Below are 14,708 nucleotides of genomic sequence, written 5' to 3' on the forward strand. Positions count from 1 at the left end.
AGGCCAGCGTCAGCGTGGAGCCCTCGATCTCCACCCGCACGCCGGTGAGCATCGGCAGGGTGTCGTCCCGGCCGGCGGCGACGGCGACCTGGGCCACGGCGGCGGCGAACACGTCGCTGCCGACCGAGCCGGTCTGGCCGGGCATCTCCGGCAGGGTGGGGTAGTCCTCCACAGGCAGGGTGAGGAGTGTGAACTTCGCGCTGCCGCAGGAGACCGTCACCTTCGCGCCGTCCGTCGCGATCTCCACCGTCTGTGGAGGAAGGTTGCGGGTGATCTCGGCGAGGAGGCGGCCGGAGACCAGGCAGGTGCCGGGCTCCTCGACCTCGATGTCGACCGACACCTGTGCGGAGACCTCGTAGTCGAAGCTGGACAGCCTCAGCCGCGGGCGGCCCTCGCCCTCGGAGGCGTCCAGCAGCATCCCGGCGAGCACCGGCACCGAGGGGCGGACCGGAAGGCTGCGCGCCGTCCAGGCGACGGCGTCGGCGAGTACGTCGCGTTCGACCCGGAACTTCACTTTCCGACTCACTCTCCTCGAAGGCGTCTGCTGACCCCGTGAGCGGTGGGGCGTGGCGACGGCGCGGGCTCACCTCGGGGACGGATTCACACGGTACCCGCATTCACCGCCCGCCGCTGCCCGCAACACCTGACCGGTGCAGGGGGCCGACCGGGTGGTCGGGAGCGGTCCGGCGCTCATCCACAGTTCGGGCCCGTCCCTGATTTTGAAGCCTCTTTGGGTTTAACAAGGGGCGCAGTAATAGTAGGGGCTGTGGACAGTGTGGACAGAGGTCCTTTCCGCAGGTCAGCCCGGAAATTTTTGTCCACCGGTGCTGTGGGCGGAGGCTGTGGAGAACGCGCCGCGCTGTGGACGCCGCTCGGCCGTGCACAGCCCGTCCTCGAGTTATCCACGGCTTGTCCACCGGTTATCCACCGTCTGCCCACAGGGGCGGACGGCCCTCGCCACAGGGCGCCTCCGCGCCGTCAACAGCCCGTCCCCAGGCCGTCCCCAGGATGGGGGCGTTCATCCCCAGGGTTCTCCACCGGTTGTCCACAGAAAACGGGCCGCCCCTGGGGACAACGCGTCCGGATCCGGCCGTGCGGCAGGGGATCCGGGGTCCGGGGGCGGCCCAGGGAATGCCGCTGGGGGGAGGACGAACCGTCCGATGTGGTGCGAACCTCGGCGCCGGGCGCCGCCGGGGACGGGGCCGGGCGCCCGGGCGCGGCGCGTCACACGTTCCGCGACTCCTGCTTGATGCGGTTGGTGAGCTCGGTCACCTGGTTGTAGATGGAGCGGCGCTCGGCCATCAGCGAGCGGATCTTGCGGTCGGCGTGCATCACCGTGGTGTGGTCGCGCCCGCCGAACTGCTGGCCGATCTTGGGCAGCGACAGGTCGGTCAGCTCCCGGCACAGGTACATCGCGATCTGCCGGGCGGTCACCAGCACCCGCGAGCGCGAGGTGCCGCACAGGTCCTCGGTGCTCAGCCCGAAATAGGAGGCGGTCTGCGCCATGATCGCCGACGCGGTGATCTCTGGGCCCTCGTCGTCGGGGATGAGGTCCTTGAGGACGATGCCGGTCAGGTGCAGGTCCACCGACTGCCGGTTGAGGCTGGCGAAGGCGGTGACCCGGATGAGCGCGCCCTCCAGCTCGCGGATGTTGGTGGAGATCTTGCTGGCGATGAACTCCAGTACCTCCGGCGGGGCGGCCAGTCCCTCCTGGGCCGCCTTCTTGCGCAGGATGGCGATCCGGGTCTCCAGCTCGGGCGGCTGGACGTCGGTGATCAGCCCCCACTCGAACCGGTTGCGCAGCCGGTCCTCCAGGGTGACGAGCTGCTTGGGCGGCCGGTCGCTGGAGATGACGATCTGCTTGTTGGAGTTGTGCAGGGTGTTGAAGGTGTGGAAGAACTCCTCCTGCGTCTGCTCCTTGTTCTCCAGGAACTGGATGTCGTCGACCAGGAGCACGTCGATGTCGCGGTAGCGGCGCCGGAAGCCGTCGGCCTTGCCGTCCCGGATGGAGTTGATGAACTCGTTCGTGAACTCCTCGGAGCTGACGTAGCGCACCCGGGCCCCGTCGTAGAGGCGCTGGGTGTAGTGGCCGATGGCGTGCAGCAGGTGGGTCTTGCCCAGCCCCGATCCGCCGTAGATGAACAGCGGGTTGTAGGCCTTGGCCGGCGCCTCGGCGACGGCGACCGCCGCCGCGTGGGCGAAGCGGTTGCTGGCGCCGATGACGAAGGTGTCGAAGGTGTACTTGGGGTTCAGCCGCGCGGGCTCGGCCGAGGTGTGCGGCTGGTTGCCGCCCTCGGTGTCGGGCGGGCTGGGCGCCGGGGGCGGCGGGACGGAGCCGTCCGGGGCGGGGGAGGCGTCGGCGCCCTCCGGCCCCTCGGCGAAGGCGCCTGTGGACGGAGCCGGGGAAGCGGACGGATCCGCGGCGGACCCCTGCTCACCGGCGGTACCCGGGGCGGGGGCGTCCCACCGGCCCTGGTCCCAGGACGGGCCCGACGCCTCCCACGGAGGCCGGTCCCATGTCCCCTGCTCCCACCGGTTCTGCCGCCCGTGCGCGGAGGAGGCGGAGGAGGAGGACCGGGCGGGCGCATCCCACGGGGGCTGTTCCCATTGCGCCTGGTCACGGTGGCTCCGCTCCGAACCGCCCTGCTCCCACTGCCCCTGTTCGTGCGGGGGCTGCTCGGGCCGGGGCCGGTCCCAGGCGCCCTGCGGGGCGCGGCCGGGGGGCTCGGGGGAGGGGTGCTCCCACTGGGCGGGGGCGCCGTGGTCCCAGGGGCGGTGGTCGCGCGGGGCGGTGTCCCACTGCTGGGGGCGCTGCTCCCACTGGGCGGGCGAACCAGCCGGCAGGTCCTCCCCCTGGGGAGGGGCGGCCTGGTCCCGGGGGGCGGGTTCACTCCGTCCATAGGGCTGTGGAAAACCCTGCGCGGGGTCGGGGCGGCCGAACTGCCCGTCGGGCAGGGCCTCCGACGGGGGCGGGGCGGGCAGGTCGGCCGGGGCGGGGCCGCCCTCGGCACCCGGGCGCGCGGCCTCCCCGGGGAAGGGGGCCGCGGACGCGGGCGGGAGCCCCGGCCCGCCGGCCGCCGCCGGCGGGGGGTCCTGCGGAGACGGCCCCTGCGGCGCGGGGACCTGGGACGAGGGGGGCTGCGGAGCGGGGGAAGGGGCGGGCTGCACGGCCGTGGGGTCCACGGTGACCGCCACCCGGATCTCCCGGCCGAGCTCGGCGGAGAGGGCGCGGCTGATGCTCTCCCGCAGCCGGGTCTCCAGGATCTCCTTGGCGAAGTCGTTGGGCGCGGCGAGCAGCGCGGTGTCCTCGATCAGGCCCAGCGGCCGGGTCTGCAGGAACCACGCCCGCTGGTGCGGGGGCAGCGCGTTGCTGTCCAGCCCGTCCAGCACGCTGGACCACACCACCGCGAGGTTGACCTGAGCCTCAGACACGGTGCCCTGCCATGGTTCGTCCCCTTCTCGGCGGTCGGCGTCTCGGCGCTGCCCGGCGTCCCGCATGCGGGGCCGGACGCCCCATTGTCCCGGTCCCGTCGGCCCCGCGGGACCGGGGACCGGCGGCCCTCTCCTTGTGGATGGAGAGGGGGATCACTGTGGATTGCTTGTGTACGGAGCCGCGGGTGCGCGTGCGGGGCGCGTCCGCGGACCGGCCGCCCGGTATCCACAGCGTGAGGACGGTGTCCACAAGTTGTGCACCGGTTCGTTCACAGGCCGTGTGGACGCGGGCGGGAGCCGAGGGTTGTCCACAATTCCCTGATCACCCTGGGTAGCGACCTGGGGGAGGGCGGGCGGGTGCCGCGCGGATCGGCGCCCCGGAGGGCCGTTCTCCCCGCCTCCACGTTATCCACAGCTTAGGGGGCTGTGGGGGATCTTCCCCCGCTGTGGACAGCGCGTCGTCCACAGCGGGGGGATACTGGGGACGGTGCGCGGCACGGCGGTCGGCGGACCCGCGTTGCGGCCGGTGTCGTTCCAGGTGGCGCGGGCGGCCGATTTGACCGGGGACGGGTACCGCCGTATCTTCTTTATGCTTAAGTCGCTACCGGAATGCGCCCCGCTCGGCACGGGGTCCCCGGTCGGCGGCGCGAGCGGGCGATGTTCCTGAGCCTCGGACGTCCCCGCGACGTTGTTGAGCAGGACATGCGCGGCCCGTCTCGCGGAACCGCGCGCAAGAACTTCTCTAGACGCCCCTGGAGCCCAGCAGTGAGCAAGCGTACGTACCAGCCGAACAACCGGCGCCGTGCGAAGGTCCACGGTTTCCGGCTGCGCATGCGGACCCGCGCCGGCCGCGCCGTCATCACGGCCCGCCGCAAGAAGGGGCGCGCCCGCCTGACCGTGAGCCACTGACCCACGGCTCAGCCGATGACTTCGGGACCGGTCTGCCAGCAGGCCGGTCCCCTTCTTGTGTTCGAGGACCGATCCCATGCTGTCGCCTGGCAACCGGATGCGGCGCAGCGCCGAGTTCGGCCGCACCATGCGCCGCGGACGGCGCTCCGGCCGTGACGCCCTCGGCGTCGTCCTTCTGACCGCCCGCCCCGACGACCCGGGCGCCGGTGATGCGCCCCGGGTCGGGTTCACCGTGAGCAAGGCGGTGGGCACGGCGGTGGTGCGCAAGCGGGTGCAGCGGCGGCTGCGCCACCTGATGCGCGACCGGATCGGGGACCTGCCTCCGGGTAGCCTGCTGGTAGTGCGAGCCAAACCCTTGGCCGCCCACGTTGGATACGACACTCTGGCCGAGCAGCTCGACGCCGCCCTCACCGCGGTTCGGCGCCCCCGGAGCGGCGCGACACGCCGCCGCAAGGGGCGAGGCGGGGACGGGGGCGGGGCCGCTCGTGCCGACGGAGAGCAGCGGGCGGGTTCATGACCGACGACAGACCCAGGCCCCTCGCACGGGTCCTCATCGTGCCCATCAGGGGGTACCAGCGGTTCATCTCGCCGCTGTTCCCCCCGGTCTGTCGCTTCTACCCCTCGTGCAGCGCGTACGCGGTGCAGGCGCTCCAGGAGCACGGAGCGCTGCGGGGGCTGTGGCTGGCGGTGCGCAGGATCGCGCGCTGCCACCCCTTCCATCCGGGCGGACTCGACCCGGTTCCCCCGCGCGCGGGGAAACGCGACCACCAACCGAGCGACACGGGAGAGGGCCCCGGCACGACCGGGACCGGCCCCGCGAACCCGTCGCCGAACTGACAGAAGAGGGAGTTGGCCGGTGCTGGACTGGCTGTACAACATCGTCGGGTGGGTGCTGATCCAGATCCACTCGGCCCTGACCTTCATCGGGTTCGATCCCGACGGCGGATGGGCGTGGGGCCTGTCCATCGTCCTGCTGACGGTCCTGATGCGCCTGATCATGGTCCCGCTGTTCGTGAAGCAGATGCACACGCAGCGGAGCATGCAGGACATGCAGCCGCAGCTGCAGAAGGTCCGCGAGCGCTACAAGAACGACAAGCAGCGCCAGCAGCAAGAGATGATGAAGCTCTACCAGGAGAGCGGGACCAACCCGATCATGGGTTGCCTGCCCCTGCTGCTGCAGATGCCGGTCTTCTTCTCCCTCTTCAGCGTGCTGCGCTCGGTCGCCCAGGGGCAGGCACAGTACGGCTTCACCCATGAGCTGGTGGAGAGCGCCCGCGGCGCGCTGATCTTCCACGTCCCGATCGCCGCCCAGTTCACCAGTTCCTCGTCCGAGCTGGAGAGCTACGGCTCGGACCCGATCATCGCGAAGATCGTCATCGTCATCGCCTGTGTGATCATGGGGACGACGACCTTCCTGACCATGCGCCAGAGCATGAAGCGCACCACGGTCCAGATGGCCGACAACCCGATGGCCCAGTCCCAGAAGATCATGATGTATCTGGCGCCGGCCTTCGGTCTCTTCGGTCTGGGCATGCCGATCGGTGTGTTGATCTACTGGGTCACCTCCAACCTGTGGACCATGGGGCAGCAGCACCTGATGTACCGCAAGTTCCCCGCGCCGGGCAGCGAGGAGGCCAAGACGACCGGTGCGTCGGGAGCCGCGAACGGTTCGGCCAAGGGCCTGCTCGGCAAACGCAAGGAGAGCGCCCCGGAACCGGTGGAAGAGCCTAAGATCGAGCGTAAGCAGCCGAAGAAGCAGTCCCGGGCGAAGCGCGGCGGCTCTCGCCCGAAGGAGTAGGGCAGTCCCGGCCGGTCGGGGCCGGACAGGGCCGCCCGGGCGCAGGCGATGAGCCCCAGAAGCGCGCGGTCGGCAGGATCGCGAACGTGAGGAGACAGCACGCTGTGAGCAACGCGAACACCGACGCCCCCGAGGAGAGCGGCGGCAGCGTCGCGGTGGCGGACGCGCCTGAGGAGACCGTCGACATCGAGGCCCTGGAGCACGAGGGCGACGTGGCCGCCGACTACATCGAGGGGCTGCTGGACATCGCCGACTTCGACGGCGACATCGACATGGACGTCGAAGGCGACCGTGCGGTGGTCTCGGTGGTCGGGGCCACGCTGGACGAGCTGATCGGCAACGAGGGCGAGGTGCTGGAAGCGCTCCAGGAGCTCACCCGCCTGGCGGTGCACCGGAGCACGGGCAACCGCAGCCGCCTCATGCTGGACATCGGCGGCTGGCGCGAGGGGCGCCGGACGGAGCTGCGCAAGGTCGGCTCCGAGGCGGCCGAAGAGGTGAAGAAGAGCGGGGAGGCCAAGGCGCTGGAGCCGATGACCCCGTTCGAGCGCAAGGTGGTGCACGACGCGGTGGCCGACGCCGGACTCACCAGCGAGTCGGAGGGGGAGGAGCCCTACCGCTACGTGGTGGTGCTCCCCGCCGACTGAGCGATCGCGCGACGTTTCACGTGAAACACGGGCGCCTCTCACGCATAGGATCGTGGGGGGCGCCTTCCACTGTCTGGGCCCGATCGGCCCGGCCGCGCCCCGCCCGCGCAACACCCCCTAGGTCCGCGGTGCCTCGATGGAGCGGATGCCGCAGGGAGAGAAGTCGACAGGGAGACCGGCCGATATGTCCGCCGATGGACAGGCGGACAGATGGACACGCCGACCGGTGAGCGGAGCGCCGGGACGGCAGGGCGGCGGAGAGACCATGGGAGAGACCAAGGTGGTGACAGATGACCTCCGGTGCTGACCATCGCACGGTGCCGCCCGAGGCGGCGGTCGCGCTGTTCGGAGACCGGATCGACACGGCCGCGCGGTATGCCGAGCTGCTGGCCGGTGCCGGGGTGGAGCGAGGGCTCATCGGGCCGCGGGAGGTGCCGCGGCTGTGGGACCGGCACATCCTCAACTGTGCCGTGGTGGAGGAACTGGTCCCCCAGGGCGCCGACCTCGTCGACGTGGGATCGGGGGCCGGACTGCCCGGGGTCGTTCTGGGCATCCTGCGGCCGGACGTCTCGGTGGTGCTGCTGGAGCCGCTGCTCCGGCGCACGGTGTTCCTGCGCGAGGTGGTCGCGGCGCTGGAACTGGAGAACGTGCGGGTGGAGCGCGGCCGGGCCGAGGAGCAGAAGGGCCTGGCCGCCGACATCGTCACCGCCCGGGCGGTGGCACCGCTGACCCGGCTCGCCGGGTGGGCGCTGCCGCTGTTGCGCAAGGACGGCAGCCTGCTCGCCCTGAAGGGGGAGCAGGCGGAGAGTGAACTGGAGTCGGCGCGTAAGGAATTGTCCGCACTGCGCCCCTGCGCCGCCGATGTGATCCGGGTGGGGAGCGGTAAAGTCGACCCCGCTACCACGGTCGTTCGCATCACGGTGACCTCCGAGAGCGAGCGCCCGCACCCGTCGCGACGCGCCGCGGCCGGAAGGAAGAAGCGCGGACGGAAGAGGTGAACTCATTCGTGCCCGAGAACCATGGCGACGTCGATGTTTCCCGTGAAACGCCGAGCTGGTCGCCCCGAGACCTGCACCCCGACGGCCCTGTTTCACGTGAAACCGAGGGCGGCCCGGCCGAAGACATCTTTGATACGCCGATCGCCCGCGCCGCCCAGGCCGCGATGACCGTTCGCGGACACACGGAGGAGACGTGGCCCCGCCCCCGGTCCTGCCGCGTCATCGGCGTCGCCAACCAGAAGGGCGGCGTCGGCAAGACCACCACCACGGTCAACCTGGCTGCTTCGCTGGCCATGCACGGCCAGCGGGTGATGGTCGTTGATCTGGACCCCCAGGGGAACGCCTCCACCGCGCTGGGGATGGAGCGAGAGCAGGACTCCCGTTCCATCTACCACTGCCTGGTGGAGGACGCGGGGCTGCGCGACCTGGCGCGCCCGGTTCCGGACATCCCCAACCTGTGGTGTGTACCCGCCACCATCGACCTGGCCGGTGCCGAGATCGAGCTGGTCTCGCTGGTGGCGCGCGAGGCGCGGCTCAAGCGCGCCTTCGCCGCCTACGACAGCAGTGAGCTCGACTACATCCTGATCGACTGCCCGCCCTCGCTGGGGCTGCTCACCGTGAACGCCATGGTGGCCGCCGAAGAGGTGCTCATCCCCATCCAGTGCGAGTACTACGCGCTGGAGGGGCTGGGGCAGCTGCTGCGCAACGTCGACCTGGTCAAGTCGCACCTGAACCCCTCCCTGGTCATCTCCACCATCGTGCTGACCATGTACGACGGCCGGACCCGGCTGGCTTCACAGGTTGCCGACGAGGTCCGCCAGCACTTCGGGGATCTGGTACTCAAGACATTGGTGCCCCGCAGTGTCCGCGTCTCCGAAGCGCCCAGCTACGGGCAGTCCGTGATGACCTACGATCCGGGATCCACCGGCGCGGTCGCCTACATGGAGGCCGCCCGGGAGATCGCCTACCGGGCCGAGGCGGGCGCCGCAGTCCAGTGAGGCTTGAGGAAGGGAGACGTCGGTGAGCCAGCAGCGGCGGGGTCTTGGCAAGGGGCTGGGGGCGCTCATCCCGCAAGGGCCGGTGGCGGCCCCCGGGGAGTCGTCGGAGGGCGGCGGTGACGGCGCCGCGGGGCTCGACGCCGACCACGGCGCCGGGCGCGGGGCCGTCATCGACGGCGCCTATCTGGAGGAGGTCCCGCTCTCCGCGGTGACCCCCAACCCGCGCCAGCCGCGACAGCACTTCGACGAGGAGGCGCTGGACGAGCTGCGCGCGTCCATCGCCGAGGTGGGGCTGCTCCAACCCATCGTGGTGCGCCGGCTCGGGCCGGACCAGTACGAGCTGATCATGGGGGAGCGGCGGTGGCGCGCCAGCAAGGAGGTCGGGCTCGACCGCATCCCCGCGATCGTCCGGGAGACCGGCGATGACGAGCTGCTGCGGGACGCGCTGCTGGAGAACCTGCACCGGCAGCAGCTCAACCCGCTGGAGGAGGCCGCCGCCTACCAGCAGCTGCTCGACGACTTCGGCACCACACACGAGGAGCTGGCGCGGCGCATCGGGCGCTCCCGCCCGCACATCACCAACACGCTCCGGCTGCTCAACCTCTCCCCGGCGGTGCAGCGGCGGGTGGCCGCCTCGGTGATCAGCGCCGGGCACGCCCGGGCGCTGCTCTCCGTGGAGGACTCGGCGGCCCAGGACCGCCTCGCCCGCCGCATCGTGGAGGAGGGGCTGTCGGTCCGCGCGCTGGAGGAGCTGATCGCCCTCGGGGAGACCGAGGAGGACAAGCCGAAGAAGCGGCGTGCGGCGCCCCGTTCGGCCGACCCGGAGATGGACGAGCTGGCGGGGCTGCTCTCCGACCGGTTCGACACCCGGGTGAAGGTCGACATGGGCAAGAACAAGGGCAAGATCGTGGTCGAGTTCGCTACCAAGGAGGACTTGGAGCGGATCATCTCCGCGATGGCGCCCGAGGAGGACTGACCGCAGGGGCGTGTTGCGCGTCCACGGGCGCCCGGGACGCCAGGGGAGGCGCGGAAGGCGCGCGCTTGCCGGGTGGTCCTGTCGCTCCGCCGACAGGACCCTCTGGCGACAGGGCTACAGGTCCACGTGTCGACATGCCGCCCGTGCGAGGGCGCCCGCCGGATGTTTCCCGTGAAACACCGGGCGCGAATGTGCCGAATCCCTGCGATGCGGCCCGCCTGCTCCCTAGACTCCTGACCGCCGGGGCATCCGACCCGGCCGAGGCCCGGCCCTCCGCACGGCGGAGGGCCGGGCCTCGACGTTCGACTGGCGGGGTGGACGGGTTCGATGGTGCGCAGGCGGAGGTTGATGGCGGCCGGTGCCGGGGCGGCGGCCCTGGTGCTGGGGGACCGGCTGCTGGGCGGCGGCGCCGCGGCGGCGGCACGGGCGGTGGCGGGTGAGAGCGGGCCGCCGGTATTCCCCCGGACAGGTGTGCAGCGCCTGGCGGCGACCGCCGCCCCGGTCCGCCCGGAACGCCCATTCGACCACGTCGCCGTGGTGCCCGCCGGTGGCGCCGCGCGGGGGCGGGCGCGGTTCATCGGGCCGGAGGGCCCCGGCCCGTGGCGGCCGGTGCGGGTGGGCGCCCACGGGACCGACGACGGGCGGGAGGGCGGTGCGCTGTTGCAGGCGCCGCCGGGAGCCACCGGGTACGAGGTGGAGATGGAGGGGCAGGACGCCGTGGAGACGGCGGCCCTGGACACGCGGAGCGGGCGGAGGCGCCGAATGAGCGGAGCCGCACACGGACTGCTGGAGAGCGACGACGTCCCCGGGGCGCTCCCGCTGCCCTACGTCACCCGGTCCGGGTGGGGCGCCGACGAGGGGCTGCGCGGCGAGGTCGACGGGGGCTCCCATCCGGTCCAGGTGGTCACGGTGCACCATGCGGCGATGCCGGTGGCGGAGGATCCGCGCGAGACGATGCGGGCGATCTACTGGCTGCACACCGTGGAGAACGGGTGGGCCGACATCGGGTACCACCTGCTGATCGACCCCGAGGGCACGGTGTACGAGGGGCGGGCCACCGGGGGCCCACTGCCGGTGTTCTCCGGCATGCCGCTGCCGGGCTCGGCCCGCTGCGTCACCGGTGCGCACGCCGTCGGCCACAACGCGGGCAACATCGGCATCTGCCTGCTGGGCGACTTCACCTCGGCGATGCCGAGCCGACCGGCGCGGGACGCGCTGGTGCGGACGGTGCGCACACTGTGCGCGCTCAGCGGGGTGGATCCTTCCTCGCGCGTGCGGTACGCCAACCCGGTGAGCGGCGCATCCCGGAAGGTGCACGCCGTGGCCATGCACCGTGACTGGGGCGGGACCGCCTGCCCGGGGGACGCCTTCGCGGTACGGTTCTGGGAAGTGCGCGACCGCCTGTCCACGCCGGTCGGTTGAGCGAGAAGGCGACAGGTCGACACGGTGGTACGGCGCTAAAGCAGGAGAGCGGCAGAGCGACCGGACGGCCATCGGGACGCCCGCCGGGGCAGGGGCGGAGGCGACGGCGGGCGGCGGATACACTGAGGCGGCGCCGAAACGGACGGAGCCGTCCCGCAGGGGCCCGGGGGCGGTGCCGTGTTTCACGTGAAACGGCGCCGCCGGTGCACCACCGAGGCGCCCTAGAACCGCCGCTGATCCACCACTGTCGTGCACCGCAGCGCCGATCATCACCGGACCGGCACACCCGCGCCGCCGCCCGCACGGAAACGCCGAAGGGCCCACGGGGAGATTCCCGTGGGCCCTTCGCATCCTCCGCCGAGTGCCGGGCGACCGCCCGGCGCGCCTCGAACGGTCAGATGATGCCTTCGAGGTCCTTCAGCAGAGCGCGCTTGGGCTTGGCGCCCATGATCTGCTTGACGACCTCGCCGTCCTTGAACACGTTCATCGTGGGGATCTGCATGATCCCGTACTCACGCGTGGTGTTCGGCTGCTCGTCGATGTTGAGCTTGACGATGGTCAGCTTGTCGCCGTGCTCCTTGGCGAGCTCCTCAAGGATCGGGGCGACCTGGCGGCAGGGGCCGCACCATTCGGCCCAGAAGTCGACCAGCACCGGCTTGTCGCTCTTGAGGACCTCCTCCTCGAAGGTCGCGTCGGTGACGTGCTTCAGGTCCGCCACGTCGTTCACTCCTCACAGGTTGGCTCGGAAGGTCGGTCGGCCGGAGGGCGCCCGGGGGCGCTCCGGTCAGTCGTTGAGGCTCTCCAGGTACCGCTCGGCGTCCAGCGCGGCGGCGCTCCCGGTACCGGCCGCGGTGATCGCCTGCCGGTAGGTGTGGTCGACCACGTCGCCGCAGGCGAACACGCCGGGCAGACGGGTCTTGGTGGTGGGGGCCTCCACCGCCAGGTAGCCCTCGGAGTCGAGGTCGAGCTGGCCCTTGAAGAGCTCCACCCGCGGGTCGTGGCCGATGGCGACGAACACGCCCTCCACGTCCAGGGTGCTCTCGTGCCCGGTGACGCGGTCGCGCAGGCGCACGCCGCTCACCTTGTCCTCGCCCAGGACCTCGGTGATCTCGCTGTTCCAGACGAAGCGGATCTTCTCGTTGTCGAAGGCGCGCTTCTGCATGATCTTGCTGGCGCGCAGCTCCTCGCGGCGGTGCACCACCGTCACCGACGCGGCGAAGCGGGTGAGGAACGTCGCCTCCTCCATGGCGGTGTCGCCGCCGCCGACCACGACGATGTCCTTGTCGCGGAAGAAGAAGCCGTCGCAGGTGGCGCACCACGAGGTGCCGCGCCCGGAGAACTCCTTCTCCCCGGGGACGCCCAGCTCGCGGTAGCCCGACCCGGTGGCGATGATGATGCTCTTGGCCAGGTGGGTCTCATCGCCCACCTTGACCACCTTGGGGTCGGCGGCCAGGTCGACCTCGGTCACGTCGTCGGCGACGAGCTCGGCCCCGAAGCGCTCGGCCTGCTTGCGCATGTTGTCCATGAGGTCGGGACCCATGACCCCGTCGGGGAAGCCGGGGAAGTTGTCGACCTCGGTGGTGTTCATCAGCGCGCCGCCGGCGGTGATGGACCCCTCGAAGACCAGGGGGTCGAGCGAGGCGCGCGCGGCGTAGATGGCCGCGGTATATCCGGCCGGCCCCGACCCGATGATGATTACGTTGCGGACGTCGCTCACGCTCGTCGGCCCTTCGTTCGCTCAGGGGAGGTCACTGCCGCCCGTGACCCTGCGGGTAGATCGTTCCTCTCAACACAGGGTAGGCGCCCCCCATTCCCGCGGCGGCCGGACCCGTCTGTGACCTGGCACGGGTGCGGCCCGCGGGGGCGGCGGGGAAGGGCCCGGAGCATCCCCGGGCCGATGGAACCGGGCCGGACGGGGCCGCCCCGGTGGCGACGCCGGAGCGTCGGCACCGGGGCCGGTCCTCAGGGAGCCGGAACGGCGGCCGTGTCGAGCACCGCGTCCGCCGGGGCGCCGCCGGTGCATTCCGGGGAGACGACGGACACCGTGTAGGCGCCGGAGGCGTCCTCGGTGTACAGCACCCACACCGGCTCGGCGGCGCCGCCGTCGGCCGTGTAGGTGGCCACGTCCACGAGCGGCGTGCGCTCGTCCTCCCCGGTGAGCCCCTCGACGCACGTGGAGACCCCGGAGGGGTTCTCCGAGGGGCTGGGCAGGGCCGAGATCTCCGGCGCCTCCTCGTCGCTCTCAGCGCCTTGCGGCGGCAGCTCCGGAGCGGCCAGCGACAGCACGCCGCCCGCCTGGGCCTCCAACCCCTCCGGCGTGTAGGCGGTCCCGCTCTCCACGAGCACCGGGGCCGGCTCCTTCAGGGCGTGGGGCGCCTGGTCCTGCGTCTGGGCGGTGTCCCCGGCACCCGGGCCGTCGCCCATCCCGCGCAGCAGCGCCGCGCCTCCGCCGATCACGAAGACGGCGGCCGCGGCCGCGGCGATGTAGGGCATCCAGCGGGCGACGCCGCGCCGACGCATCGGGACGACCTCGGCCGCCCGCGAGCGCAGCTCCTCTGCGGTGTCGTCGTCGACGGCACCGCCGGGTCCTCCTGGGCCGTCCTCCCGGTCCTGTCGCCCGTCGCGGCCGTCCCCGTCCCCCTCGGCGGCTGATGGGGTGCCGCCGTCGGAGGCCGGGTTCGCCCGCTCCGCGCGTATCGCCTCGTCCAGGCGGGTCGAAACAGAATCGGGAAGTGGCGGGACCGGTTCATCCGCCAGTAGGCCGGAGACCTCGCCCAGTGCCTCCCGGATATCGGCACATTGGGAGCATCCGGCCACGTGAGTCCGGACGGAGTGCTCTTCCTCGTCGTCGAGTAGTCCTTCGAGCGACAACGCGAGAGTCTCCGCGTCCACATGAGACGTCACGGTCTCCCGTCACCTCCTCTCGGGGATGTGACGTCTCGGGGGCGTTCAGGGTTCCGCAGGTGCGCCAGATAGGGGAGAAGTCGTGCGCGGCCTCGGGCGCAGCGGCTCTTGACCGTGCCGGGGGCCACCTCCAGGATCCCGGCGGCCTCGTCGACCCGGTAGCCCATCATGTCCACGAGCACCAGCGCCAGCCGCTGCTCGGGCGGGATCTGCTCCAGGGCCGCCTGGACGTCCATCCGGGAGTCGCTGCGCCCGGCGGGGTCGGGCACGGAGGCGGTGGCCTTGGCGCGCTCGTTGGAGAGCACGTCGAGCGTGGCGTCGTCGGTGGGGACCGCGGGGCGCACCATGCGGCGCCGCATCCGGTCGTGGCAGGCGTTCACCACGATGCGGTGCAGCCAGGTGCTCACCTGGGCCTCGCCGCGGAACCGGCCGGCGGCGCGGAAGGCCGACAGGAAGGCGTCCTGCAGCGCGTCGGCGGCCTCTTCGGGGTCGCCCAGCACACGGATCGCGACAGCCCACATGCGCTCGCGGTGGCGGCGGACCAGTTCGTCGAACGCCTTGTCGTCACCGCGAGCGTGTCTGGACAACAGCTCCTTGTCGGGGAGCTCTTGGACTGCGTCCATCACC

At 71.8% G+C, this 14,708-nt stretch carries 15 protein-coding genes; 9 read left to right on the plus strand and 6 right to left on the minus strand.

Going from position 1 to position 14,708, the window contains the following annotated elements:
- Together D476_RS0115880 and dnaA are read right to left on the minus strand one after the other, a co-directional pair.
- A partial coding sequence (locus D476_RS0115880; RefSeq protein WP_017624927.1) for a DNA polymerase III subunit beta family protein occupies positions 1-514 on the minus strand: 514 nt, incomplete at its 3' end.
- Positions 515-1,224: 710 nt separating this feature from the next.
- On the minus strand, positions 1,225-3,432 hold the full coding sequence (dnaA, locus tag D476_RS0115885) for a chromosomal replication initiator protein DnaA (RefSeq protein ID WP_017624928.1): 2,208 nt from the start codon (positions 3,430-3,432) through the stop codon (positions 1,225-1,227).
- A gap of 765 nt (positions 3,433-4,197) precedes the next feature.
- Here dnaA and rpmH point away from each other — a divergent pair.
- The 9 genes from rpmH to D476_RS0115930 all read left to right on the plus strand — a co-directional run bounded on the left by rpmH (position 4,198) and on the right by D476_RS0115930 (position 11,177).
- Positions 4,198-4,341 (plus strand): 50S ribosomal protein L34, encoded by a 144-nt coding sequence (gene rpmH / locus D476_RS0115890; RefSeq protein ID WP_017624929.1) that lies wholly within the window; start codon positions 4,198-4,200, stop codon positions 4,339-4,341.
- Between the two features lie 76 nt (positions 4,342-4,417).
- Positions 4,418-4,858: a ribonuclease P protein component gene (gene rnpA, locus D476_RS0115895; RefSeq protein WP_017624930.1), complete on the plus strand. Its 441-nt coding sequence runs from the start codon at positions 4,418-4,420 to the stop codon at positions 4,856-4,858.
- On the plus strand, positions 4,855-5,178 hold the full coding sequence (gene yidD, locus D476_RS0115900; protein ID WP_017624931.1) for a membrane protein insertion efficiency factor YidD: 324 nt from the start codon (positions 4,855-4,857) through the stop codon (positions 5,176-5,178). The genes rnpA and yidD overlap by 4 nt, the downstream gene beginning before the upstream one ends.
- A gap of 19 nt (positions 5,179-5,197) precedes the next feature.
- Positions 5,198-6,139 (plus strand): membrane protein insertase YidC, encoded by a 942-nt coding sequence (yidC, locus tag D476_RS0115905; protein WP_017624932.1) that lies wholly within the window; start codon positions 5,198-5,200, stop codon positions 6,137-6,139.
- A gap of 155 nt (positions 6,140-6,294) precedes the next feature.
- On the plus strand, positions 6,295-6,783 hold the full coding sequence (locus tag D476_RS0115910; RefSeq protein ID WP_026123547.1) for a Jag family protein: 489 nt from the start codon (positions 6,295-6,297) through the stop codon (positions 6,781-6,783).
- Positions 6,784-7,073: 290 nt separating this feature from the next.
- A complete protein-coding gene (gene rsmG, locus D476_RS0115915; protein WP_017624934.1) occupies positions 7,074-7,781 on the plus strand; it encodes a 16S rRNA (guanine(527)-N(7))-methyltransferase RsmG in 708 nt (235 codons plus the stop codon).
- Positions 7,782-7,945: 164 nt separating this feature from the next.
- The gene (locus tag D476_RS0115920; protein WP_017624935.1) at positions 7,946-8,779 is read left to right on the plus strand and encodes a ParA family protein; all 834 of its coding nucleotides are present in this window, start codon (positions 7,946-7,948) and stop codon (positions 8,777-8,779) included.
- A gap of 22 nt (positions 8,780-8,801) precedes the next feature.
- On the plus strand, positions 8,802-9,755 hold the full coding sequence (locus D476_RS0115925) for a ParB/RepB/Spo0J family partition protein (RefSeq protein ID WP_017624936.1): 954 nt from the start codon (positions 8,802-8,804) through the stop codon (positions 9,753-9,755).
- A 348-nt stretch (positions 9,756-10,103) separates the two neighbouring features.
- Complete coding sequence (locus tag D476_RS0115930; RefSeq protein WP_017624937.1) at positions 10,104-11,177, plus strand: peptidoglycan recognition protein family protein; 1,074 nt, start codon at positions 10,104-10,106, stop codon at positions 11,175-11,177.
- A gap of 394 nt (positions 11,178-11,571) precedes the next feature.
- On the opposite strand, the gene trxA is transcribed toward D476_RS0115930, so the two are convergent.
- The 4 genes from trxA to sigM all read right to left on the minus strand — a co-directional run bounded on the left by trxA (position 11,572) and on the right by sigM (position 14,704).
- Complete coding sequence (trxA, locus tag D476_RS0115935) at positions 11,572-11,895, minus strand: thioredoxin (RefSeq protein WP_017624938.1); 324 nt, start codon at positions 11,893-11,895, stop codon at positions 11,572-11,574.
- Between the two features lie 66 nt (positions 11,896-11,961).
- Entirely contained in the window at positions 11,962-12,894 is a 933-nt protein-coding gene (gene trxB, locus D476_RS0115940) for a thioredoxin-disulfide reductase (RefSeq protein ID WP_017624939.1), read from the minus strand.
- Between the two features lie 245 nt (positions 12,895-13,139).
- Positions 13,140-14,081 carry an anti-sigma factor family protein gene (locus tag D476_RS0115945; protein ID WP_239648727.1) on the minus strand — a complete coding sequence of 314 codons (942 nt, stop codon included), beginning with the start codon at positions 14,079-14,081 and terminating at the stop codon, positions 13,140-13,142.
- A complete protein-coding gene (gene sigM, locus D476_RS0115950) occupies positions 14,078-14,704 on the minus strand; it encodes an RNA polymerase sigma factor SigM (RefSeq protein ID WP_017624941.1) in 627 nt (208 codons plus the stop codon). Before sigM ends, D476_RS0115945 begins: the two co-directional genes overlap by 4 nt.
- Between the last annotated feature and the right edge of the window lie 4 nt (positions 14,705-14,708).

It is taken from the genome of Nocardiopsis chromatogenes YIM 90109 (assembly GCF_000341185.1).
GTDB lineage: Bacteria > Actinomycetota > Actinomycetes > Streptosporangiales > Streptosporangiaceae > Nocardiopsis_A > Nocardiopsis_A chromatogenes.